We start from the raw sequence: 22,136 nt of genomic DNA, 5'->3' as shown, positions 1-22,136 counted from the left end.
CCCCGCTCACTTGCCGAAGCCGAAGCCGGCGCCGGAGCCCTCGGCCCTGGCCCGCAGACGCTTGCCCTTCTCGGTCGCCTGGTCGTTCAGCTCCTGCTGGAACTCCCGCATGCGGCCGAGGAGTTCCTCGTCGTGGGCGGCGAGCATGCGGACCGCGAGCAGGCCCGCGTTGCGCGCGCCGGCCACGGAGACGGTGGCGACCGGGACGCCGGCCGGCATCTGCACGATGGACAGCAGGGAGTCCATGCCGTCGAGGTGCTTCAACGGCACGGGCACGCCGATCACGGGCAGCGGGGTGACCGAGGCGAGCATGCCGGGCAGGTGGGCGGCGCCGCCCGCACCGGCGATGACCGCCTTCAGCCCGCGGTCCGCGGCCTGCTCGCCGTAGGCGATCATCTCGCGGGGCATGCGGTGCGCGGAGACGACGTCGACCTCGTAGGCGATCTCGAACTCGTCGAGGGCCTTGGCGGCGGCCTCCATGACGGGCCAGTCGGAGTCCGACCCCATGACGATGCCTACGACCGGGCTCGGGCTCATTCGGTGATCGTCCCTCTCAGGTATCCGGCTGCGTGACGGGCGCGCTCCAGCACGTCGTCGAGGTCGTCGCCGTAGGTGTTGACGTGACCGACCTTGCGGCCGGGCTTCACGTCCTTGCCGTACATGTGGATCTTCAACCGCGGGTCGCGGGCCATGCAGTGCAGGTACGCGGAGTACATGTCCGGGTAGTCGCCGCCCAGGACGTTGACCATGACCGTCCACGGGGCGCGCGGGCGCGGGTCGCCGAGCGGCAGGTCGAGGACGGCGCGCACGTGGTTGGCGAACTGCGAGGTGATCGCGCCGTCCATGGACCAGTGGCCCGAGTTGTGGGGGCGCATCGCCAGTTCGTTGACGAGGACGCGGCCGTCGCGGGTCTGGAACAGCTCGACCGCGAGGTGGCCGACGACGTCCAGCTCCTTGGCGATGTTCAGCGCCATCTCCTCGGCGCGCAGCGCGAGCTCCTCGTCGAGGCCGGGAGCGGGCGCGATCACCGTGTCGCAGACTCCGTCCACCTGCCGGGACTCGACGACCGGGTAGGCGACGGCCTGGCCGTGCGGGGAGCGCACCACGTTGGCGGCCAGCTCGCGCACGAAGTCGACCTTCTCCTCGGCGAGCACGGGGACGCCGGCCTTGAACGGTTCGGCGGCCTCGGCCTCGGAGCCGACGACCCACACGCCCTTGCCGTCGTAGCCGCCGCGGACGGTCTTCAGCACGACGGGGAAACCCTCGCCCTCCGCGGCGAACGCGGCCACGTCCCGCGGGTCGGCGACGATGCGGTGCCGCGGGCAGGGCACGCCGATCGCGTCGAGCTTGGCGCGCATGACGCCCTTGTCCTGGGCGTGCACCAGCGCGTCGGGGCCGGGGCGGACGGGGATGCCGTCGGCCTCCAGGGCCCGGAGGTGCTCCGTGGGGACGTGCTCGTGATCGAAGGTGATCACGTCGCAGCCGCGCGCGAACGCGCGCAGCGTGTCCAGGTCGCGGTAGTCGCCCACGACGACGTCACCGACGACCTGCGCCGCGGAATCCTGCGGAGTGTCGCTGAGGAGCTTGAACCTGATGCCGAGCGGGATGCCCGCCTCGTGTGTCATACGAGCGAGCTGACCCCCGCCGATCATGCCGACTACCGGGAATGTCACCTCCCCAGAGTATCCGCCGCGGCCCGGTGGCCGGTTCCGCCGGGTCCCGCCCGCCCGGTCCGCCGCACGTCACGCCCGGCGGGGCCCCTCGCCCGGCCCGCCCACCGGCGGTTTGAGGCCCGTTCGTCCATCCGTCCGCAGGAAGATCGCGCGAGCGGGTGGTTAGCATGGCTGGGTTGACGCATCCGACGGACGGGAGCCTGCTGGCGATGGAACGCGGTTCCACAGGGCTCCGACGGCTCTGCCGCGAAGTGGCCAAGTTCGGCGCGGTGGGCGGGGCCGGTGTGCTGGTCAACCTGGGCGTGTTCAACCTGGTGCGCCAGGTGACCGACCTGCAGGTGGTGCGGGCGAGCGTGATCGCCACCGTCGTGGCGATCGTCTTCAACTACGTGGGCTTCCGCTACTTCACCTACCGCGACCGCGACAAGTCCCGGCGCACCCGGGAGATGTCCCTGTTCCTGCTGTTCAGCGCGGTCGGCCTGGTCATCGAGAACGGCCTGCTCTACACGGCGACCTACGGCTTCGGCTGGGACAGCCCGCTGCAGAGCAACATCTTCAAGTTCCTCGGCATCGGCGTGGCCACGCTGTTCCGCTTCTGGTCCTACCGCAGCTGGGTGTTCCGGGCGCTGCCGGTGCGCGAGCCCGCCGTGGGCCCGGTCGCCGGGGGCGGCCCGCGGGGCGCCGCACCCCGCCAGCCCGTGCCGTAGGCGCCGGTTCCGCGCGAGCCGTCAGCGGACGGTGCCGCGGCCGTCCTCGTCGGACGACTTCTGCGGGGGCGTCCGGGACAGGAACAGGCCGAAGACCGGGGGCTGGGCCTGGAGCATCTCCAGCCGCCCGCCGTCCGCCTCGGCGAGGTCACGGGCGACCGCGAGGCCGATGCCGGTGGAGTTGTGGCCGCTGATCGCCCGCTCGAAGATCCGGGCGCCCAGCTCGCCGGGCACCCCGGGCCCCTCGTCGGTGACCTCCACGACGACCTGGTTGCCGGTGACCCGGGTGCGCAGGGCGACCGTGCCGCCGCCGTGCATCAGGGAGTTCTCGATCAGGGCGGCGAGCACCTGGGCGACCGCCCCGGGCGTGCCCACCGCCCGCAGGTTGCGCTTGCCGGAGCTGACGATGGCGCGGCCCGCGCTGCGGTAGGCGGGGCGCCATTCGGCGAGCTGCTGCTGGATGACCTCGTCCAGTTCGAAGGTGACGGCGGAGCCGGTGCGCGGGTCGCGGGCGTTGGTCAGCAGCCGCTCGACCACGTCGGTGAGCCGTTCCACCTGCGTCAGCGCGATGGTCGCCTCCTCCTTCACCGTGTCCGGGTCGTCGGTGAGGGTGATCTCCTCCAGCCGCATGGACAGCGCGGTCAGGGGGGTGCGCAGCTGGTGGGAGGCGTCGGCCGCCAGGCGCCGCTCGGCGGTCAGCATGCGGGCGATGCGCTCGGCGGAGGAGTCCAGCACGTCGGCGACCCGGTCCAGCTCCGGCACGCCGTAGCGCCGGTGCCGGGGGCGGGGGTCGCCGGAGCCGAGGCGTTCGGCGGTCTCCGCGAGGTCGGTCAGCGGGGAGGCGAGCCGGTTCGCCTGGCGCACCGCCAGCAGCACCGCGGCGATCACCGCGAGCAGCGCCACCAGGCCGATGATCAGCAGGGTGCGGCCGACCTCGCGGGTCACGGAGGAGCGCGGCTCCTGCACGGTGACCGTCTCGCCCTCCTTGCCGGGGGCGGACGCGCTGATGACGTCGCCGTCGGGTTTCGTACCGATCTCTATGGGTTCGCGCCCGGGGATCGCGACGACGGCGTAGCGGTCCTCGGTGATCTGGTCGCTGAGGATCTCGGCGCTGATCTTCTCCTCGACGAGCAGCCGGCTGTCGACGATGCTGGCCAGCCGCACCGCCTCGGACTCCACGCGTTCACGGGCGGTCTCGCTGATGGTGCGCGTCTCGACGATCACCAGGGAGACACCGAAGACGGCGATCACGACGAGCACCACGGCGAGCGTGGACTGGATCAGACGGCGGCGCATGGCCTGTCACACATGTCTCTTGTCCGGCAGCGGCCCCGGCGGGGGCTCAGCTCTTCTCGAAGCGGAAACCGACACCGCGCACGGTGGCGATGTAGCGGGGGTTGGCCGCGTCGTCACCCAGCTTCTTGCGCAGCCAGGAGATGTGCATGTCGAGGGTCTTGGTCGACGACCACCAGGTGGTGTCCCAGACCTCGCGCATCAGCTGGTCGCGGGTGACGACCCGGCCCGCGTCCCGGACCAGCACCCGCAGCAGGTCGAACTCCTTGGCGGTGAGCTGGAGTTCCTCCTCGCCCATCCAGGCCCGGTGCGACTCGACGTCGATCCGGACGCCGTGGGTGGCGGGCGGCTGCTGCGGTTCGGCGGCGCCGCGCCGCAGCAGGGCCCGGACCCGGGCGAGGAGTTCGGCGAGGCGGAACGGCTTGGTGACGTAGTCGTCGGCACCCGCGTCGAGGCCGACGACCGTGTCCACCTCGTCGGCGCGGGCGGTCAGGATCAGGATGGGCACCGCGTGCCCCTCCGAGCGCAGCCGACGGGCCACCTCCAGACCGTCCATGCCGGGCAGCCCGAGATCCAGCACCACCAGGTCGATGCCGCCCTGCATTCCGGCGTCGAGCGCGCTGGGGCCGTCCTCGCGGACCTCGACCTCGTAGCCCTCCCGGCGCAGGGCGCGGGCCAGCGGCTCCGAAATGGACGCGTCGTCCTCGGCGAGCAGTACACGGGTCATGGAGTGATGGTAGTCCCGCTGTCACCAGGGCAGGGGTGTGATCCACCGGCCCGGCCCCCGCACCCGTTCCCCGCCCGTCCCGCGCTCCCGGCCGCCGCAGCTTCCCCCTCGCGGTCCCCGCCGTCGGGCCTGCGGCTGCGAGGTGCGAGGATGAAAGGACCTTCGAATGGGTGACCGAAGTTCCCCGAAACCTGTGATTCGTGTCTCAAGCCCTTCCATATCCGGCAGTGTCCTGCCGTATGGTGAACCAACGCCTGTTGCACCATGGAGACCTTTGGCGCATTCGACGCTGAAGGTCCTTTTTGTGTGCGGGCCGGTGCGGGTTCCCTCCCCGCCGGTCCCGGAAGGAACGACCTGTTGCCGGGCCTGTCGCGCGCATCGCCGCGCGGAAGGCGTGGATCCCGGTGGTCGCCGTCCGCCGCTCCGCGATCCGGAGCGGACTCCCCCGGGCGTGGGGTGGACGGCACGGCCCGCCGGTGCCGGCTCCCCCCACCGGGCGCGTGCACCTTCGCGCTGACGCGTCCCGACCCACGAGGAACGACCATGGCGTCCAGCCTGACGAAGGATTCGGCCGGCCCGGGTACCCCCGGCACCGAGAAGACCTTCTTCGGCCACCCCCGCGGACTGGCCACTCTCTTCATGACCGAGATGTGGGAGCGGTTCTCCTACTACGGCATGAAAGCCCTGCTCACCGTCTACCTGCTGTCCGGCGGTCCGGACGCGGGCAAGGACAGCATGGGCGGTGGTCTGGCCATGGACGTGGCCACCACCACCGTGATCGTCTCCGTGTACTCGGCGATGGTCTATCTGCTCGCGATGCCCGGCGGCTGGCTCGGCGACCGCGTCTGGGGGCCGCGCAGGACGGTGGCCATCGCCGCCGTCACCATCATGTCCGGCCACGTGGTGCTGGCCCTCCCCGGCGGCCAGGCGCCGTTCTTCGCCGGTCTGGCACTCGTCGCGGTCGGTTCCGGCCTGCTCAAGGCCAACATCTCCACCATGGTCGGCCATCTGTACGACGGCCCGCAGGACCCGCGGCGCGACGGCGGCTTCACGATCTTCTACATGGGCATCAACATGGGTGCCTTCTTCGCCCCGCTGGCCATCGGCACCGTCGGCCAGAAGGTGAGCTGGCACCTCGGCTTCGGCATGGCCGCGGTCGGCATGGCGATCGGCCTCGCGGCCTTCCTGCTGGGCACCCGCAACCTGAGCCCGGTCAGCAGCGTCGTCCCCAAACCGCTGGCCGCGCAGGAGCGCGCCGCCTGGCTGCGCAAGGGCCTGGTCTGGACGGCCGTCACCGCCGTCTTCTACGGCATCGTCGGCTTCACCGGTCACTTCACCCTGAACTGGGCGATGATCCCGCTCACCGTCATCGGTCTGCTCGTCCCGGCGGGCGTGCTGCTGCGCATCAAGCGCGACAAGGACCTCTCCGCCGACGAGCAGTCGAAGATGACCGGCTACATCTGGTTCTTCGTCGCGGCCGCCGTCTTCTGGATGATCTACGACCAGGGCGCTTCCACGGTGCAGGCGTTCGGTGAGGGCAAGGCCTCCGGTTCGCTGCTGGGCTTCGACTTCCCGTCCTCCTGGTACCAGTCGCTGAACCCGCTGTTCATCATGGCGCTGGCCCCGGTCTTCGCATCGGTCTGGCTGTGGCTGAACCGCCGGGGCAAGGAGCCGAGCACCATCGTGAAGTTCTCGATGGCGCTGATCCTGATCGGCGTGTCGTTCTTCTTCTTCCTGATCCCGCTGGCCATGGCGGCCGACGGCACCGCGGTCAGCCCGATGTGGCTGGTGGGCATCTACTTCTTCATGACCGTGGGCGAGTTGTGCCTCTCGCCGGTGGGCCTGTCGGTGACCACGAAGATGGCGCCGGCCAAGTACGCCAGCCAGATGATGGGCGTGTGGTTTCTCGCGGTCACCGCGGGCGACTCGGTCACCGGCCTGATGTCCAACCCGGCCGTCGGCGGCGTGGACCTCAGCGGCTCCGCCGCGGTCGCCGTGCAGGCGACCCTCGCCGCACTCGCGGGCGTGGCGGTCTTCATGTACCGCCGCAACGTCAAGTCCCGGATGGGCGACGTCCACTGACGTCACCCCGCGGACGCGGCAGGGCCGCCGTACCCCCTCGGGTGCGGCGGCCCCTGCCGTGCGCCGGTCCGGCCGTCAGGCCTTCGTCTGCACGCTCCAGGACCGGGTGAAGCTGCTGAACCCGCACTTCACGGTCGACTTCTGCCCCGGCTTCTTCCACGGCCCGTAGAGCGTCCACGGCACCGAGTGCGGGGTGCCCCGCCCACGGACGACGTCGCACACCAGCTTGACGCGGTGCTTGCTCACCTTCTTGCCGGAGCCGGACTTCTTGCACGACGACGTGGCCTTGGGCCGGCCCAGGTCCAGATGCACCTCGGCCTTGCACGCGTACTTCGCGGCGGCGGCCTCGGCCGGAGCCGCGGTCACCAGGCTCGTACCGGTGGCCATCAGCACGGCGGCCAGCGCACCGCCGGCGGCCTTCTTCCCCCAGAACATTCGCTTCCTCTTTCCGGCGCCGGACGAGGAGCACGGTTGGTCGGTCGTCACGTGCTCCGTTGCGCCCGGCGCAACATCACTGGGCGTTCACTCACGCGAACAACGCGACGTTATACGCCTCATGATCGTCGGAACAAACGCAGCGCCGGATTCTGAGCGAAAGCTGAGGAAACCCGACCGGCTCACCCGGACCGGGCCCCCGCGGGGGTGCACGGGCGCAGCCGGTCCACGAGGGCGAGTCCCGCGCGGTACAGGGCGGCCGGCACGACGAGGGCGGCGAGGGCCCAGAACAGGGTCACGCCCCAGGGGCGGGGCTCGGTCCAGGGTTCCTCGGCGAGGATCCGGCCGCCGTACGTGAGGGTGACGGTGTAGTCGCCGTGCGCGCCCGCGGTGAGCTCCACCGGCAGGCCGACGCGGGCCGTGCCGCCCGGCTCGACGGTGCCGCGCCAGGGCAGGTCCTGCCACTGCGGGGCGTGGACGCCGCGCGAGGTGCCGACCCGGAAGACCGGGTCGCGCACCGGGGACGTGCCCACGTTGCCGACGGTGAACGCCAGGGTCCGGGCGGGCGGCGAGCCGAACCGGGTCAGCAGGCCGGAGTCCCCCTCCAGCCGGGTGTCGGTGAGCACGGACAGCCGTCCCCCGGTCCGTTCCGCGGGCAGCGGCTCCACCGTGTGCCCGGCCACCGTGAGTGCCGCGTCGGCCTCCGCGCGCGCCCCGGTCACCGTCTCGGCGTGCACCACGCACGGGCAGGGCACCGGCGGTTCCACCACGGGCAGGGTGCGCCGGAACCGGCCGGATGCGTCGGTGGTCACCGCGCGGCCGTCCGCGTCGGCGCAGGAGCCGGTGCCGTCTGGGACGCCCGTCGACGGCAGGGACCGCCCGCAGATCAGCAGCGTCAGCAGGGCGCGGGGCCGCCAGCCGGCGCCGCGGACGGTGACCGTGCCGCCCGTGCCCGCCTCGGCGCGGGAGAGCGTGACGCCGGGCCGGTCGGCCGCCGCGGCGGGCGGCGGGGCCGCGAGCGGCGGCAGGAGCAGCGCGAGCAGCAGCACCGCGAGCGCCGTGCTCCGCGCCGTCCCCGTCACCGCTCCCGCCCCCTCCCGGGCCGTGCCGCGCGCGACGGGCGCGGTCAGGTGTCCGCCCGGGCCGCCCGGTTCCTGCGGGCCAGCCACAGGGCGCCGCCCGCACCCACCAGCAGCACCGTGCCGCCGAGGGTGCCGAGGGCGAGCGCCGAGTCCGCGGGGCCGGTCCGCGGGAGCGTGCCGCCGTCGTCGCCGGTGCCGCCCGTACCACCGTCCTCCGCGCCGCCGCCCGGAGCGCCGCCGCCTCCGCCGCCCGCCGTGACGTCGAGGACGAGGGACGGGCCGGGGTCGTTCGTCGGGGTGCACGTGGTGGTCGTGCCGAGGGCCTCGATGGTGAGCACACCGGCCGTGAAGGTGACCTCGCCGCTCTTCTCCGGGGTGTACGTGCCGCTCAAGTCGCTGATCTTTATGGGGGTGTCGGCGGGGATCGCGGCGTCGTTGGCCGGCCCGGTCACCTCCAGGGTGCCGCTGTCGGCGCCGCCCAGTTCGATGGTGGCGCTCGGGCTCATCGCCCCCTTGCCCAGTTCGACGGGGCTGGAGGAGACGCCCTTCTGCCAGGACATGGTGATCCGGTAACCACCGCCGCTCCTCACCCCCTTGATGTCGATGGGTGAGACGGCGCCCTTGTCGCCGATGGGTGTCTGGCACCGGTAGTCGACATCCACGACGTCGGCCCGGGCCACGGGCGCGGTCAGCAGCACCGCCGAGCCGGCCAGGGCCGCGACGGACGCGAGCGCGGCGGTTCGCTTCGGGTACGGCACGGGTCCCCTCACTCCAGACGCTCCTGCCGACACGCTTCCTGACGGCGCATCAGATCGGGCCGTCAAGGTACGCCCGGGGCCCGGAGGAGGGAAGAGAAGGCGCACGCCGGATCCGTGGTGATCCGGCGAGGACGGGGTGAGGCGGTCGTGGAGGTGTCAGGCGGGCGCGCCGAGTTCCGCCCAGACGGTCTTGCCCGCGGTGCCCGGCGTGCGGACGACGCCCCAGTCCAGGCAGAGCCGCTGGACGATGAACATGCCGTGGCCGCCGGGCCGGCCGGCGCGGTGCGGGGTGCGCGGGGACGGCTGGCCGGTGCCCCGGTCGGTGACCTCGACGCGGATCACCTTGTTGTCGCAGGTGATGTCGAGCTGGTCGGGCCCCTCGGCGTGCAGGCAGGCGTTGGTGACCAGTTCGGACACGACGAGCAGGACGTCCTCGGCGGCGGCCCGCTGTTCGGCGCCCGCGGCGGGCAGCCAGCCCCACGCGTACAGCGCCTGGCGGGTGAAGTCCCGCGCGAGCGGGACGACGCCGCTCTGGTCCTCGAAGTCCAGTCTGCGGGACTGCCGCCCCACCGGCCGGGGCGTCGCGGCCGCCGAGCCCGGCGGAGCCTGGGACGCCTTCGCCGCGGCGGGCTGCCCCGACGGCGCGGCCCTTCCCCCGTCGGACGCCTTCGACACCCGCGCGGCGCCCCCGGACGCGCCGGAAGCGCCGCTGGGCTCCGCACCGCGGTCGCCCGGCGAGTAGGGCCGGGTGGTGCTCATCAGCGCTTCACCTCACCGTGTCACCAGTTCACCATTCAAAATTTCCATGCTCAGTCCGTCACGCCGCGCGCGGCCCGGCCGGTTCCCGCCGGCCCCGCCACCATGGCTTCCGATGCGTTCAGGATGTCTCCTGCCCGGGGGCACCCGCGGGACACCCCTGTATTCGCACGAAAAGACGTGACGGCGGGGGAAGCCCCTTCACCGCTGCGGCCGGGGAGCCCGGCGGCCGCGGCCGGCCGACGGCCGCGGGTCACGCGGAATCGTCGGCGAGAGCCGCCTCGAGCGTGTCGTGGACGGTGAACACGGCATCGGCCCCCGTGATCTCGAACACGCGCGCCACCACGGGCTGCATGCCCGCGAGGTGCACCCCGCCACCGGCGGCCTCGGCCTTCAGCCGGGCGCCGAGCAAAACGTTGAGCCCCGTGGAGTCGCAGAACTCCAGCCGGGAGCAGTCGATGACCAGCCTCTTGAATCCCTTGGCGAGGCAGCCTTCCAGCGGCTCGCGCAACAGATCGGCGGTGTGGTGATCCAACTCACCCGCCGGTGTCACGACGGCACTGGGGCCCTCTTCTCGCACCTCGACCAGAAGCCGGCCCGACTGTGCGCTGCCGACCGTCCCGCGGTCCATGCCGCTCTCTCTCCTGCCGTCGTGACTGCTTGCTGACGCTCTCGAACATTACGCCTTCCCACCGCACTCCGACAGCCGAACAATCCCCCGCAAACGGACATATAACAACAAAACGCACTTGCGGCAGGCTCGGCAAAGCGGGTAGGGCTAGTGAAGACACGTACCCGACACGGCCGGCTTTGGAGGCGCCGCACACCGCAGTGCACGTATTTGGCTTCGGCAGCCATATGCCGAGAACGATGGAGGACATCATGTCACCCCGGCTCGACGGATCGCCTACCCACCAAGCGACGTCGACACGCATTCCGGAACATCTGGATCCCATCGGGCAGGACGACGAGGCAGTCGTCCTGGAGGATTTGCTCGCCGGACTTCCGGAGATCCCCCCTTACGACGAGGTCGCCCCGGTCGACGCCCGGGCCCTGTCCAAGACCCTCTTCGAGCGCCTCGAAGCCCTGGACGAAGGCACCCACGAGTACTCGTACGTACGCAACACGCTCGTCGAACTCAATCTCGCCCTGGTCAAGTTCGCCGCCTCCCGCTTCCGCTCGCGCAGCGAGCCCATGGAGGACATCATCCAGGTCGGCACCATCGGCCTGATCAAGGCGATCGACCGCTTCGAGCTGTCGCGCGGGGTGGAGTTCCCCACGTTCGCCATGCCCACGATCATCGGCGAGATCAAGCGCTTCTTCCGCGACACCTCGTGGTCCGTGCGCGTACCGCGCCGGCTCCAGGAGCTCCGGCTGGACCTGGCCAAGGCCGGTGACGAACTGGCTCAGCAGCTCGACCGCGCGCCGACAGTGGCCGAGCTCGCCGAACGCCTGGGCATCACCAACGACGAGGTCGTCGAGGGCATGGCGGCCTCGAACGCCTACACCGCCTCCTCGCTGGACGCCCAGCCCGAGGAGGACGACGCCGAGGGCGCGCTGGCCGACCGGATCGGCTACGAGGACCACGGCCTGGAGGGCATCGAGTACGTCGAGTCCCTGAAGCCGCTGATCGCCGAGCTGCCGCCGCGCGACCGGAAGATCCTCTCGCTGCGCTTCGTCGCGGGCATGACCCAGTCGGAGATCGGCGAGGAGTTGGGCATCTCACAGATGCACGTCTCCCGGCTGCTGTCGCGCACCCTCGTGAAACTGCGCAAGGGGCTGACCGTCGAGGAGTGACCCGACAGCGTCCCGCGTCCGTCCGGCACCGGCCGCCCCGGCGGGGCACCGGGCTCCGGACGGGCGCCGGGCGCTCTCGTTACCCACGGTCACCCCTTTCATCGCGCGCCGTCTTCCTCCACTATGGGCTCGCCAAACTGGCCGGTAGGTCAGGAACGCCGGGGCACGGGCCCGGTGACGCGAGGAGGCGTGCATGGCTGCGGGCGACGAGACGGTCCACGGTGACGGCGCGGCGCTCCCCGGCCCGCACGCGGGCGCATCCGACACCCGGCTGACCGACTTGCTGCGCGGCGACACCCCGGCCGCCTACGCGGCTCTCCTGGAACTCCGCGCCCGGCACGGCCCCGCCGTGCACACGTACGCCCGCGAGTGCGCCACCGGCGACTCGACGGCACGTCAGCTCGCCGCCCAGGCCTTCACGCTGGCGGCCCGTCAGACCGCCCGCGGCAGCGATCCCGGGGGCCCGCTCCGCCACCATCTGCTGCTGCTCACCGCCCGCGTCGCCGCCTCCAGGGCCGCCGACGGGCGAGCCGCCGGGCTCGACCCCGGGCTGCACCTCCTGCTCACCTCGTCCGGTCCCGCCGGCCCGGTGCCGCCCATGACGGCCGCGTTCCGCACGCTGCCGTACCGGACGCAGGGGGTGCTCTGGTACCGCGTCGTGGAGCGGGAGTCCGCGGACCGCACGGCCGCCCTGCTGGGCGTGGGCCGCCAGGACGTGGACCACGGCACCGCGTCCGCGCTGCAGTCGCTCGGCCAGGCATGCCTGCGGGGGCGGCTGGCCGCCTCCGACGATCCCCGCTGTGCCGACTTCCGGCGGCTGATCACCGAGGCGGTGCGCCCCGACGCCCCGCGCGACAGCGCGGACCTGCACACGCACATGGCCCGCTGCTCCGCCTGCACGGCGGCGTACGAGGAGCTGTGCGCCCTGCGCGACGCCCCGGGACCCACGCTCGCGGAGGGCCTGCTGCCGTGGGCCGGCACGGCGTACGCCGCGCGGGCCGGCCGGGCCCCGGTGCCGGCCGGGCCGGACGACACGAGCCGGGATCCGGCGGGCACCGCGGCACCCGCCGGGTCCCGGCTCGCCGCCACGCGGTCGCTGCCGCGGTCCCGGCGCCTGGTGCTGGCCTCGGCCGTGCTCGGGGTGGGCGTGCTGCCGCTCCTGCTGTTCCTGAGGCCGCCCGCGGAACCCGCGGGCGAGAACGCGGCCGGACCGTCCGTCACCCTGCCCGTGCCGCCGCCGGTGACGGTGACGGCCCCGCCGCCGTCGGCGTCCGCCACCCCCTCTCCGCCCGCGAAGACGCCGTCGCCGTCACCGTCGCGGACCAAGCGGCCCAGCCCTCCGCACACGCCCAGGCCCACCCCGTCCCCGACCCGCGAGGCACCCCCGTTCTCACCGCCGGGCGGCGCCTTCGCGCCGGTCGTCAACGTGGCCCGGGGCGTGTGTCTGGACATCCGCGGCGGGATCCTCGAGAAGCGCACCGACGTCGTCACCGCGCCCTGCGACTCCTCCCCCACGCAGCGGTGGCGGTTCGACAGCGGGCGCGGAGTGCTCCAGTCCGCCGCCGACCCCGACTACTGCCTGGACAGCCGGGGCGCGGTGGACCGCGGGGTCGGCATCTGGGAGTGCGACTCCGTCGACGGACGCAACGGTCAGAACCTCCGGTTCGCCGTCGACGCCCGCGGCGTGATCCGGCCGGCGATCGCCCCCGGCCACGCGGTCACGCCGGCCGGCGACGGGTCGGTGTCCCTCGTGGCCGAGGCGGGGCGTGCCGACCAGCGGTGGCGGGCGGGCGGCTGACGGCCGCGTCCTCCGCGGGCGCACGGCAGGCGGCCGGGGCCGGGGCCGGGCGGTTCACACGACGCGTTCGCCGCGTCGCCACACGCCCGTGACCAGCGGGACGCCCGGCCGGTAGGCGAGGTGCACGTGGCTGGGGGCGTCCAGGAGGACCAGGTCCGCGAAGGCGCCCGGGGCGATCCGTCCCACGTCGGTGCGGCGCAGGGCCGCCGCACCGCCCGCGGTGGCCGACCAGACGGCCTCGTCGGGCGTCATCCCCATGTCGCGTACCGCGAGGGCGACGCAGAACGGCACGGAGGACGTGAAGGACGAGCCGGGGTTGCAGTCGGTGGACAGCGCCACGGTGGCCCCGGCGTCGAGCAGGCGGCGCGCGTCGGGCCAGGCGGCCCGGGTGGAGAACTCGGCGCCGGGCAGCAGCGTGGCGACGGTCCTGCTGTGCGCGAGGGCGTCCACGTCGGCGTCGGTGAGGTGGGTGCAGTGGTCGGCGCTGGCCGCGTCGACCTCCACGGCGAGCTGGACGCCGGGGCCGTGGGTGAGCTGGTTGGCGTGGATGCGCGGGTGCAGGCCCCTGGCCCGGCCCGCGGTGAGGACGGCGCGGGCCTGGTCGCCGTCGAAGGCGCCCTTCTCGCAGAAGACGTCGATCCAGCGGGCGTGCGGCGCGCAGGCGTCCAGCATCTCCCCGGTGACGAGGTCCACGTAGGCGGCCGGGTCGTCCGCGAACTCGGGGGCGACGATGTGGGCGCCGAGGTAGGTGACCTCGTCGGTGTGGCGGGCCGCGAGGCGCAGGGCGCGGGACTCGTCGGCGACGGTCAGGCCGTAGCCGGACTTGGTCTCGAAGGTGGTGGTGCCCTGCCGCAGCGCCTCGGCGAGGTAGCGGGTGAGGTTCGCCTCCAGTTCGGCGTCGTCGGCGGCGCGGGTGGCGGCGACGGTGGTGCGGATGCCGCCCGCGCTGTAGGGGCGGCCGGACATGCGGGCGTTGAACTCCTCGGTGCGGTCGCCCGCGAAGAGCAGGTGGGAGTGGGAGTCCACGAAGCCCGGCAGGACCGCCCGGCCGCCGGCGTCGACCCGGTTGTCGGTGGCGGGTGCTTTGCTGGACGCACCGGTCCACACGACGCGGTCGTCCTCGATGACGACGGCCGCGTCGCGGATCAGCCCGAGGGGGGAGTCTCCGCGCGCGAGGGAGGGGTCGTTGGTGACCAGCGTGGCGATGTCGGTGATGGCGGTGCTGCTCATGGTGTCCTCGTGGGTGGCTCGGCGGGGGGCGGGGGCGGTCGTCAGGAGTGCAGGGCCCGGACGGCGTCCGCCAGCGCCCGCGGCACGTCGGGGACGAGGGTGTGCGCTCCGTCGCGCACGATGTGCCGGCCCGCGACGACCGTGTGGCGCACGTCGGCCGCGGTCGCGGCGAAGACGGCCGTCTCGGCGCCGAGGCGGGGCGGTGGTCCTGCCGTCCTGACCGTGTCCAGGGCGAGCGTGGTGAGGTCGGCGGGCGCGCCGGTGGCGATGGTGCCGGCCCGGTCCCAGCCGAGGGCGGCGTGACCGTCGGCGGTGGCGGCGCGCAGCAGGGCGTTGGCCGTCCAGTGGCCGCGGGTGCGGGTGCGCAGCCGCTCGTTCAGCTCCAGGGCGCGGGCCTCCTCCAGCAGGTCGACGACGGCGTGGCTGTCGGAGCCGAGGCAGAGCGGGGACCCCTCGCGCTGCAGGGCCGCCGCGGGGCCGATGCCGTCGGCGAGGTCGCGTTCGGTGGTGGGGCACATGCAGGTGCCGGTGCCGCTGCCGCCGATGAGGGAGACGTCCTCGTCGGTGAGGTGGGTGTTGTGGACGCCGGTGGTGCGCGGGCCGAGCACGCCGTGGTCGGCGAGCAGCCGGGCCGGCGTGCGGCCGTGCGCCCGGCGGCAGGCGTCGTTCTCGGCGGTCTGCTCGGACAGGTGCACGTGCAGCTGGGCCCGCCGCTCCTCGGCCCAGCGCGCCACGGTGGCCAACTGCCCGGCGGGCACGGCGCGTACGGAGTGGATGGCGGCGCCGATCCGGGCGTGGTCCCGCGGAGTGAGCCGGGAGGCCCGGTCGGCCCAGGCGTCCGCGGTGCCGTCGGAGAAGCGGAGCTGGTGGTGGTTCGGGGGCTTCCCGAAGCCGGACGAGAGGTAGCAGGTGTCGAGGAGGGTGATGCGGATGCCCGCCTCGGCGGCTGCGTCGATCAGGGCCTCGCCCATCGCGTTGGGGTCGGCGTAGGGGGTGCCGCCGGGACCGTGGTGCAGGTAGTGGAACTCGCCGACGGCGGTGATCCCGGCGAGGGCCATCTCGGCGTACACCGCGCGGGCGAGGGCGTGGTAGCTGTCGGGGGTCAGCCGGTCGGCGACCGAGTACATGACCTCCCGCCAGGTCCAGAAGGTGCCGCTGCCGACCTGGACGGTGCCGCGCAGGGCGCGGTGGAAGGCGTGCGAGTGGGCGTTCGCCAGTCCGGGCAGCGTGAGTCCGCGCAGCACCTCGGCGCCGGGCGGCGGGGCGGTGACGCCCGGGACGACGGCGGTGAGGACGCCGTCCCGGACCTCCGCCGTGACGCCCGGCTCGACCCGGTCGCCGAGCCAGGCGTGCTCCAGCCAGTAGGTCCGCGCGGCGCTGCCGCCCGTGCTGCTGTCCTGCGTCACCTGCACGCCAGTCCCTCCAGTACGTCGGCGAGCGCGATCACCCCGGCCACGCAGTCGTCCTCGGCGGCGGACTCGGCCGGGGAGTGCGAGACGCCGGTGGGGTTGCGTACGAACAGCATGGCGGTCGGGATGCTCCCGGAGAGGATTCCGGCGTCGTGTCCCGCGCCGGTGCCGAGGACGGGCACCCGGTGGCCGGTGTCCCGGGCGAGGATGCGGCCGAGTTCGTCGCGCAGCGCGTGGTCGAAGCCGACCACGGGGGTGAACGACTCGCGGACCACCTCCAGGTCCACGCCGTGCGCGGCGGCGTGGTCGCGGGCGGCCTTCTCCACGGCCGCGGTCACGGCGTCCAGGGCGCTCTGGTCGGCGGCGCGGGAGTCGAGCCAGCCGCGCACCACGGAGGGGATGGCGTTGACGCCGTTGGGTTCCACGCTGATCTTGCCGAAGGTGGCGACGGCGCCTGCGAGTTGGGCCTCCCGGCGGGCGGCGAGGACGGTCTCGGCGTAGGGCAGCATGGGGTCGCGCCGGTCGGCGAGGCGGGTGGTGCCGGCGTGGTTGGCCTCGCCCCGGAAGTCGTACCGCCAGCGGCCGTGCGGCCAGATGGCGGAGGCGATGCCGACGCGGTCGCCGGACAGGTCCAGGGCGCGGCCCTGTTCCACGTGCAGTTCGACGAAGGCGCCGATGCGGTCGAGGCGTTCGGGGTCCGGTCCGATCGCGTCCGGGTCGTACCCGGCGGCTTCCATGGCCTCGGGGAGGGTGACGCCCTCGCCGTCGGTGAGCCGGTGGGCCTGTTCGCGGGTGAGCTGCCCGGCGGTGAGGCGGGAGCCGACGCAGGCCAGGCCGAAGCGGGCGCCCTCCTCGTCGCCGAAGTTGACGATGCCGAGCGGCCGGGTGGGCCGGGCGCCCCGGTCGCGGAGTGCGTCGAGGGCGGCGAAGGCGGACACCACGCCGAGGGGGCCGTCGAAGGCGCCGCCGTCGGGCACGGAGTCCAGGTGCGAGCCGGTGACGACGGCGTCCCCGGCGGCCGGGTCGCCGAGCCAGGCCCACTGGTTGCCGTTGCGGTCGGTCTCGTAGGCCAGGCCGCGGGCACGGGCCTGCTGCTCGAACCAGGCCCGGCAGTCGGCGTCGGCCCCGGTCCAGGCGTAGCGGCGGTAGCCGCCGGTCCCGGCGTCGCGGCCGACGGGCAGCAGCTCCGCCCACATGCGGTGGAAGCTCACGCCAGGTCACCCTCACGCATGGGGATGCGCACGCCGCGGGTGTCCGCCACCGACTCCGCGATGTCGTACCCGGCGTCGACGTGCCGGATCACGCCCATGCCGGGGTCGTTGGTGAGCACGCGCCGGATCTTCTCCCCGGCGAGCGGGGTGCCGTCGGCGACGGTGACCTGCCCGGCGTGGATGGAGCGGCCCATGCCGACGCCGCCACCGTGGTGCAGGGACACCCAGGAGGCGCCGGAGGCCACGTTGACCATGGCGTTGAGCAGCGGCCAGTCGGCGATGGCGTCGGAGCCGTCCCGCATGGCCTCGGTCTCCCGGTACGGGGAGGCGACGGAGCCGCAGTCGAGGTGGTCGCGGCCGATGACGACCGGGGCGGAGAGTTCCCCGCTCGCGACCATGTCGTTGAACCGCTCGCCGGCCCGGTCGCGTTCGCCGTAGCCGAGCCAGCAGATGCGGGCGGGCAGGCCCTGGTAGTGGACGCGTTCACCGGCCATGCGGATCCAGCGGGCCAGCGACTCGTTCTCGGGGAAGAGGTCGAGGACCGCCCGGTCGGTCTTCGCGATGTCGGCCGGGTCGCCGGAGAGGGCGGCCCAGCGGAAGGGGCCCTTGCCCTCGCAGAACAGCGGGCGGATGTAGGCGGGGACGAAGCCGGGGAAGGCGAACGCCCGGTCGTAGCCGGCGAGCCGGGCCTCGCCGCGGATGGAGTTGCCGTAGTCGAAGACCTCGGCGCCGGCGTCCAGGAAGCCGACCATCGCCTCGACGTGCCGGGCCATGGACTCGCGGGCGCGGGTGGTGAAGCCGGCCGGGTCCTTCTCGGCGGCCTCGGCCATGTCCTCGAAGGCGGTCCCGGCGGGCAGGTAGGCGAGCGGGTCGTGGGCGGAGGTCTGGTCGGTGACGATGTCGACGGGCGCGCCCATGGCGAGGAACTCCGGCAGCAGTTCGGCCGCGTTGCCGAGCACGCCGATGGACAGCGGGCGGCGGGCGTCGCGGGCCTCGACGGCCAGCCGGAGGGCGTGCTCCGGCGAGTCCGCCTTCACGTCCAGGTAGCGGTGCTCGATGCGGCGGTCGATGGCGCGCGGGTCGCAGTCGACGCAGATCGCCACGCCGTCGTTCATGGTCACCGCGAGCGGCTGGGCGCCGCCCATGCCGCCGAGTCCGGCGGTGAGGGTGATGGTGCCGGCGAGCGTGCCGCCGAACCGCTTGGCGGCGACGGCGGCGAAGGTCTCGTAGGTGCCCTGGAGGATGCCCTGGGTGCCGATGTAGATCCAGGAGCCGGCGGTCATCTGCCCGTACATCGTCAGGCCGAGGGCCTCCAGGCGGCGGAACTCCTCCCAGGTGGCCCAGTCGCCGACGAGGTTGGAGTTGGCGATGAGGACGCGCGGCGCCCATTCGTGGGTCTGCATGACGCCGACGGGGCGGCCCGACTGGACGAGCATCGTCTCGTCCTGCTTGAGGGTCTCCAGCGTGCGGACCATGGCGTCGAAGGAGCGCCAGTCGCGGGCGGCCTTGCCGGTGCCGCCGTAGACGACCAGCTTGTCGGGGTGCTCGGCGACCTCCGGGTCGAGGTTGTTCTGCAGCATCCGCAGGGCGGCCTCCTGCTGCCAGCCCAAGGCGCTCGGTTCGGTGCCGCGCGGCGCTCGGACGGTGCGGGGTCCTGACATGGTCTGCCTCCTGGGACGGCCACGGCTACTGCGGATATTCACATCCTCGCCGCCTGAATAGAACTAGTCAATACATCGGTGTGTCGGCGCGGCCGGGCGCCGGATGTTTGGCTGGACCCATGGGCACCGACGGGAAGAACGACGGCGGCTTCCGCCAGGACGGCGTGCGCGACGACGACGGGGACGGCGCCCGCCCGGACGGTGCGGGGAGCCCGCCCCTCCCCGGCAACGACGTGCGCGACAACCACGGCGACAGCGCCCGCCCCGACAGTGCGGCGAGCCCACCCCTCCCCGGCAACGACGTGCGCGACAACCACGGCGACAGCGCCCGCCCCGACAGTGCGGCGAGCCCACCCCTCCCCGGCAACGGCGTGCGCAACGACGACGGGGACGCCCGCCCGGGCGGCACCGGGGACCGCCACGACGACGGCCCCGGCACGGCACGGGAGGTGGCGGCCCGGCGCGACGCGGCGGTGCGCGCCGCGGTCGAACAGGGGCTGCTGGACCCCGGCCGCCCCCTGGTGGCACTCCTCGACGTCACCGGGATCCGACGGTCGGCCGCGGCGCTGCGGGCCGCGTTCGCGGCGGTGACCCCGCCCGGCACGCCCGTCCTGCACGCCTTCGCCGTGAAGGCCACCCCGCTGGTACCGGTGCTGCGGCTGCTGTACGAGGAGGGCATCGGCGCCGAGGTGGCCAGCCCGGGCGAACTGGCCCTCGCGCGGGCGGCGGGGGTGCCCGCGCGGCACACCGTGCTGGACTCGCCGGCCAAGACCCCCGACGAGCTGCGCCGGGCGCTGGCTCTGGGCATCGCCGTCAACGTGGACAACCCGCAGGAGCTGGCCCGCCTCGACGGCCTGATACCCCCGGCCGGGCCCCGCGCCCCCGTCGGTCTCCGGGTGAACCCGCAGGTCGGCGCGGGCGCCATCGAGGCCCTGTCCACGGCCACGGCCACGTCGAAGTTCGGGGTGGCGCTGCGCGACGAGGGCGCGCGCGAGTGGGTCGTACGGGCGTACCTGGACCGGCCGTGGCTGACCCGGCTGCACGCGCACACCGGTTCGCAGGGCGTCGCGCTGTCGCTGATGGCCCGCGGGGTGGCGGAGGCGTACGCGCTCGCGGAGGAGATCAACCGGCGCGCCGGACGGCGGCAGGTCGACACCCTCGACATCGGCGGCGGGCTGCCCGTGAACTTCGCCTCCGACGCCACCGGCCCCACCCACGCGCAGTACGCGCGGCTGCTGAGCGAGGCGGTGCCGGGCCTGTTCGACGGGCGGTACGGGCTGGTCACCGAGTTCGGCCGGTCGCTGCTCGCCAAGCACGGCACGGTCGTCGCCCGGGTGGAGTACGCCAAGAGCGCCGGCGGGCGGCCGGTGGCGGTGACGCACGCGGGCGTGCAGGTGGCGACGCGCACCGTGTACGCGCCGGGGGCGTGGCCGCTGAGGATCGCCGCGTACGACGCCGAGGGCCGGCCGAAGGAGGGCCCGGCCGTGGTGCAGGACGTGGCGGGCCCGGCCTGCTTCGCGGGCGACCTGCTGGCCCAGGGCCAGTCACTGCCCCGGCTGGAGGAGGGCGACTACGCTGCCGCCCTGGACACCGGCGCGTACTACTTCGCCCACCACTACGCCTACAACTCACTCCCCCGCCCGGCCGTCCACGGCTTCGCGCCCGACGGCAGGGGCGGCGTCGTCTTCTCCCTGGTGCGCGGCGAGCAAACCCCCGAGGAGATCGTCGCCGAGGCGGGCGGTGGCCGTCCGGACGCGCTGACCCGCTTCCCGGCGGTCCGGCGGCCCGCACCGCGGCCGTAGGGCCCGGCGGGGGGCCGTGGACCTCGGCTCCCCGCCGCCCGACTGTCAGGCCGCGGCCGGGACGCGGCGCCGGCGGGCCCCGCCCGGGGCCGCGTCGCCGGCGGCGATGCCGGTGGTGCGGTGCGCCTTGACCCGCTTGCCGGCCGGGGCGCCCGCGCGGCCGTCCAGCCAGTCGACCCGCACCCACAGCAGCACGTCGTCGGCCTGCTCCAGGCGGCCGACCCAGGCCGCCTTCAGCCACAGGCCCACGCCGCAGCCGGCCAGCAGCAGACCGCCCGCGGCGGGCAGCGCGAACGCGCTGCCGAGAGCGGCGAGGAAGGCGAGCAGCAGCCACCAGCGGTGTCCGCGACGCCAGTTGCGCACGCTCACCGCCCGGTCCTGCAGCACGTCGTGCTTGCTCGCCCGGGCCGCCGAACGGGCCAGCGCGCGGTAGCGCCCCCGGCGCGCGTACGCCACGGCGGCCACCGCCACCAGGAACAGCGCCGCACCGGCCAGCACGCCGATCCGCCGCCCGGTCAGTCCGGGCACCAGCACGCCGATGCCCGCCGCGAACACCCCGAGCCACCACAGTGGCGCGGCCCCGGCCCGTACGACGACGGCCACCCGGGCCAGCCCCTGTCCTCCGCGCGTCACGTCCGGCCTCCTGTTCTCCTGTCCCACACGTCTGTCCTGCACGTCCGGCCCGTCCCGCCGGGGCCCGCCGGGCGGGGCCGGCGGGGCGTCCGGGAGACGGCCGGAGAGTCGTCCCGGACAGGCAGGCTAGCGAGGCAAGGTGAGACGAGTCTGAGAAAACGGCGCAGTGCGCCCTCACTCCACGAACAGCCCGCGCGACGCCGCCCTGGTGTCGAACTCCTCCAGCCGGGCCTGCGCGTCGGGCAGGTCGTCGCACATCGCCTCCAGCAGCACCCGCCCCAGCAGCATCGGCGCGCACGCCGTGTCGAAGGCCAGCCCGGTGCCGACGGCGGCGGGCAGCAGCAGGTCGGACACTTTGGCGACCGGCGCGAAGGCGGAGTCGGCGACGGTGACGACGGTCAGCCCCGCCCCCTTGGCGTGGGTGAGGGCGTCGACGACCTCGCGCGGGTGCCGGGGCAGGGCGAAGCACAGCAGCGCGTCCGCGCCCGCCCGCGCGGCGGCGTCGATGCGGTCCTGGAGCATCGTGCCGCCCTCGTTCAGCAGCCGCACGTCGGGGTGGACCTTGGCGGCGAAGTAGGCGAACCCGTGGGCCTGGGCGGCCGCCGCGCGCAGCCCGAGGACGGGCAGGGGGCGGCTGTGCGCGAGCACCCGGCCGGCCCGGCGGACCGGCTCCGGGTCGGCGAGCATCTCCGCCAGGTGCCGCAGGTTCTCGATCTCCGCCTCGACGGCCTGCTGGTACTCGTTGGCGTCGGCGGCCGGGCGCGCGGGGTCGGCGGGCGCCACCTCCCGCAGGTGGCGGCGCAGCGCCGGGTAGCCGTCGAAGCCGAGCGCCACGGCGAACCGGGTCACCGAGGGCTGGCTGACCCCGGCCAGCTCGGCCAGCTCCACGCTGGACAGGAACGGCACGTCGGCGGCCCGCCGCACCATGCTGTGCGCGATGCGCCGCTGCGTCGGCGTCAGCCGGTGCCCCTCGAAGAGCGCCTGCAGCCGCGCGGCGGGGCTGTCGGTGACGCTCATGGACGGCTCCCCCTCGGCCTATTCACAACCCGCGGATCCTGCATGCCCCCATACAACCGCACCGG

At 73.9% G+C, this 22,136-nt stretch carries 19 protein-coding genes and 1 pseudogene; 5 read left to right on the top strand and 15 right to left on the bottom strand.

The window, feature by feature from the left end:
- Positions 1-6: 6 nt before the first annotated feature.
- The gene (gene purE / locus ACIRPP_RS08465; protein ID WP_403639077.1) at positions 7-537 is read right to left on the bottom strand and encodes a 5-(carboxyamino)imidazole ribonucleotide mutase; all 531 of its coding nucleotides are present in this window, start codon (positions 535-537) and stop codon (positions 7-9) included.
- On the bottom strand, positions 534-1,673 hold the full coding sequence (locus ACIRPP_RS08460; protein WP_403639076.1) for a 5-(carboxyamino)imidazole ribonucleotide synthase: 1,140 nt from the start codon (positions 1,671-1,673) through the stop codon (positions 534-536). Before ACIRPP_RS08460 ends, purE begins: the two co-directional genes overlap by 4 nt.
- A 209-nt stretch (positions 1,674-1,882) precedes the next feature.
- On the opposite strand from ACIRPP_RS08460, the gene ACIRPP_RS08455 reads away from it, so the two are divergent.
- A complete protein-coding gene (locus tag ACIRPP_RS08455; RefSeq protein ID WP_403639187.1) occupies positions 1,883-2,380 on the top strand; it encodes a GtrA family protein in 498 nt (165 codons plus the stop codon).
- A 21-nt stretch (positions 2,381-2,401) separates the two neighbouring features.
- Here ACIRPP_RS08455 and ACIRPP_RS08450 read toward each other — a convergent pair whose 3' ends face one another.
- On the bottom strand, positions 2,402-3,676 hold the full coding sequence (locus ACIRPP_RS08450; protein ID WP_403639074.1) for an ATP-binding protein: 1,275 nt from the start codon (positions 3,674-3,676) through the stop codon (positions 2,402-2,404).
- A 46-nt stretch (positions 3,677-3,722) separates the two neighbouring features.
- The gene (locus ACIRPP_RS08445; RefSeq protein ID WP_403639072.1) at positions 3,723-4,400 is read right to left on the bottom strand and encodes a response regulator transcription factor; all 678 of its coding nucleotides are present in this window, start codon (positions 4,398-4,400) and stop codon (positions 3,723-3,725) included.
- A gap of 543 nt (positions 4,401-4,943) precedes the next feature.
- On the opposite strand from ACIRPP_RS08445, the gene ACIRPP_RS08440 reads away from it, so the two are divergent.
- Positions 4,944-6,482, top strand: coding sequence for a peptide MFS transporter (locus ACIRPP_RS08440; RefSeq protein WP_403639070.1), 1,539 nt, complete (start codon positions 4,944-4,946; stop codon positions 6,480-6,482).
- 75 nt (positions 6,483-6,557) lie between these two features.
- Here the strand turns inward: ACIRPP_RS08440 and ACIRPP_RS08435 are convergent, their stop codons facing one another.
- The 5 genes and pseudogenes from ACIRPP_RS08435 to ACIRPP_RS08415 all read right to left on the bottom strand — a co-directional run bounded on the left by ACIRPP_RS08435 (position 6,558) and on the right by ACIRPP_RS08415 (position 10,144).
- Positions 6,558-6,917: a hypothetical protein gene (locus tag ACIRPP_RS08435; RefSeq protein WP_362101777.1), complete on the bottom strand. Its 360-nt coding sequence runs from the start codon at positions 6,915-6,917 to the stop codon at positions 6,558-6,560.
- A gap of 191 nt (positions 6,918-7,108) precedes the next feature.
- A pseudogene (locus tag ACIRPP_RS08430) lies at positions 7,109-7,999 on the bottom strand (hypothetical protein); the annotation flags it as partial.
- A 44-nt stretch (positions 8,000-8,043) separates the two neighbouring features.
- Positions 8,044-8,757, bottom strand: coding sequence for an LPXTG cell wall anchor domain-containing protein (locus tag ACIRPP_RS08425; RefSeq protein ID WP_403639068.1), 714 nt, complete (start codon positions 8,755-8,757; stop codon positions 8,044-8,046).
- A 156-nt stretch (positions 8,758-8,913) separates the two neighbouring features.
- A complete protein-coding gene (locus ACIRPP_RS08420) occupies positions 8,914-9,516 on the bottom strand; it encodes an ATP-binding protein (protein WP_403639066.1) in 603 nt (200 codons plus the stop codon).
- Between the two features lie 250 nt (positions 9,517-9,766).
- Positions 9,767-10,144: an STAS domain-containing protein gene (locus tag ACIRPP_RS08415; protein WP_164333000.1), complete on the bottom strand. Its 378-nt coding sequence runs from the start codon at positions 10,142-10,144 to the stop codon at positions 9,767-9,769.
- 239 nt (positions 10,145-10,383) lie between these two features.
- On the opposite strand from ACIRPP_RS08415, the gene ACIRPP_RS08410 reads away from it, so the two are divergent.
- Both ACIRPP_RS08410 and ACIRPP_RS08405 read left to right on the top strand, forming a co-directional pair.
- The gene (locus ACIRPP_RS08410; protein WP_164332999.1) at positions 10,384-11,310 is read left to right on the top strand and encodes an RNA polymerase sigma factor SigF; all 927 of its coding nucleotides are present in this window, start codon (positions 10,384-10,386) and stop codon (positions 11,308-11,310) included.
- Between the two features lie 193 nt (positions 11,311-11,503).
- Complete coding sequence (locus tag ACIRPP_RS08405; RefSeq protein ID WP_403639064.1) at positions 11,504-13,108, top strand: ricin-type beta-trefoil lectin domain protein; 1,605 nt, start codon at positions 11,504-11,506, stop codon at positions 13,106-13,108.
- Between the two features lie 54 nt (positions 13,109-13,162).
- Here the strand turns inward: ACIRPP_RS08405 and hutI are convergent, their stop codons facing one another.
- From hutI to hutU, 4 genes are read right to left on the bottom strand one after another with little or no spacing between them, the layout of a single operon-like run.
- Positions 13,163-14,338, bottom strand: coding sequence for an imidazolonepropionase (gene hutI / locus ACIRPP_RS08400; RefSeq protein WP_403639062.1), 1,176 nt, complete (start codon positions 14,336-14,338; stop codon positions 13,163-13,165).
- Positions 14,339-14,379: 41 nt separating this feature from the next.
- Positions 14,380-15,744: a formimidoylglutamate deiminase gene (locus ACIRPP_RS08395; protein ID WP_403639185.1), complete on the bottom strand. Its 1,365-nt coding sequence runs from the start codon at positions 15,742-15,744 to the stop codon at positions 14,380-14,382.
- Positions 15,741-16,958 carry an allantoate amidohydrolase gene (locus ACIRPP_RS08390; RefSeq protein WP_403639060.1) on the bottom strand — a complete coding sequence of 406 codons (1,218 nt, stop codon included), beginning with the start codon at positions 16,956-16,958 and terminating at the stop codon, positions 15,741-15,743. Before ACIRPP_RS08390 ends, ACIRPP_RS08395 begins: the two co-directional genes overlap by 4 nt.
- Positions 16,955-18,619: a urocanate hydratase gene (gene hutU, locus ACIRPP_RS08385; RefSeq protein ID WP_403639058.1), complete on the bottom strand. Its 1,665-nt coding sequence runs from the start codon at positions 18,617-18,619 to the stop codon at positions 16,955-16,957. The genes ACIRPP_RS08390 and hutU overlap by 4 nt, the downstream gene beginning before the upstream one ends.
- Before the next feature lie 119 nt (positions 18,620-18,738).
- On the opposite strand from hutU, the gene ACIRPP_RS08380 reads away from it, so the two are divergent.
- Positions 18,739-20,421 (top strand): diaminopimelate decarboxylase, encoded by a 1,683-nt coding sequence (locus ACIRPP_RS08380; RefSeq protein WP_403639056.1) that lies wholly within the window; start codon positions 18,739-18,741, stop codon positions 20,419-20,421.
- 45 nt (positions 20,422-20,466) lie between these two features.
- On the opposite strand, the gene ACIRPP_RS08375 is transcribed toward ACIRPP_RS08380, so the two are convergent.
- On the bottom strand, positions 20,467-21,054 hold the full coding sequence (locus ACIRPP_RS08375) for a hypothetical protein (protein ID WP_403639054.1): 588 nt from the start codon (positions 21,052-21,054) through the stop codon (positions 20,467-20,469).
- Positions 21,055-21,228: 174 nt separating this feature from the next.
- The gene (locus ACIRPP_RS08370; protein ID WP_403639052.1) at positions 21,229-22,071 is read right to left on the bottom strand and encodes a MurR/RpiR family transcriptional regulator; all 843 of its coding nucleotides are present in this window, start codon (positions 22,069-22,071) and stop codon (positions 21,229-21,231) included.
- Positions 22,072-22,136 lie beyond the last annotated feature (65 nt).

The sequence above is a fragment of the Streptomyces sp. NPDC101219 genome, assembly GCF_044767675.1.
Taxonomy (GTDB): domain Bacteria; phylum Actinomycetota; class Actinomycetes; order Streptomycetales; family Streptomycetaceae; genus Streptomyces.
This window is presented reverse-complemented; position numbering and strand designations above follow the sequence as displayed.

Coding starts and splice junctions, on each gene's coding strand:
- ACIRPP_RS08455 (WP_403639187.1), top strand. CDS start 1,883: ATGGAACGCGGTTCCACAGGGCTCCGACGGCTCTGCCGCGAAGTGGCC.
- ACIRPP_RS08445 (WP_403639072.1), bottom strand. CDS start 4,400: ATGACCCGTGTACTGCTCGCCGAGGACGACGCGTCCATTTCGGAGCCG.
- purE (WP_403639077.1), bottom strand. CDS start 537: ATGAGCCCGAGCCCGGTCGTAGGCATCGTCATGGGGTCGGACTCCGAC.
- ACIRPP_RS08420 (WP_403639066.1), bottom strand. CDS start 9,516: ATGAGCACCACCCGGCCCTACTCGCCGGGCGACCGCGGTGCGGAGCCC.
- ACIRPP_RS08405 (WP_403639064.1), top strand. CDS start 11,504: ATGGCTGCGGGCGACGAGACGGTCCACGGTGACGGCGCGGCGCTCCCC.
- ACIRPP_RS08435 (WP_362101777.1), bottom strand. CDS start 6,917: ATGTTCTGGGGGAAGAAGGCCGCCGGCGGTGCGCTGGCCGCCGTGCTG.
- ACIRPP_RS08450 (WP_403639074.1), bottom strand. CDS start 3,676: ATGCGCCGCCGTCTGATCCAGTCCACGCTCGCCGTGGTGCTCGTCGTG.
- hutI (WP_403639062.1), bottom strand. CDS start 14,338: ATGAGCAGCACCGCCATCACCGACATCGCCACGCTGGTCACCAACGAC.
- ACIRPP_RS08370 (WP_403639052.1), bottom strand. CDS start 22,071: ATGAGCGTCACCGACAGCCCCGCCGCGCGGCTGCAGGCGCTCTTCGAG.
- ACIRPP_RS08380 (WP_403639056.1), top strand. CDS start 18,739: ATGGGCACCGACGGGAAGAACGACGGCGGCTTCCGCCAGGACGGCGTG.
- ACIRPP_RS08415 (WP_164333000.1), bottom strand. CDS start 10,144: ATGGACCGCGGGACGGTCGGCAGCGCACAGTCGGGCCGGCTTCTGGTC.
- hutU (WP_403639058.1), bottom strand. CDS start 18,619: ATGTCAGGACCCCGCACCGTCCGAGCGCCGCGCGGCACCGAACCGAGC.
- ACIRPP_RS08440 (WP_403639070.1), top strand. CDS start 4,944: ATGGCGTCCAGCCTGACGAAGGATTCGGCCGGCCCGGGTACCCCCGGC.
- ACIRPP_RS08410 (WP_164332999.1), top strand. CDS start 10,384: ATGGAGGACATCATGTCACCCCGGCTCGACGGATCGCCTACCCACCAA.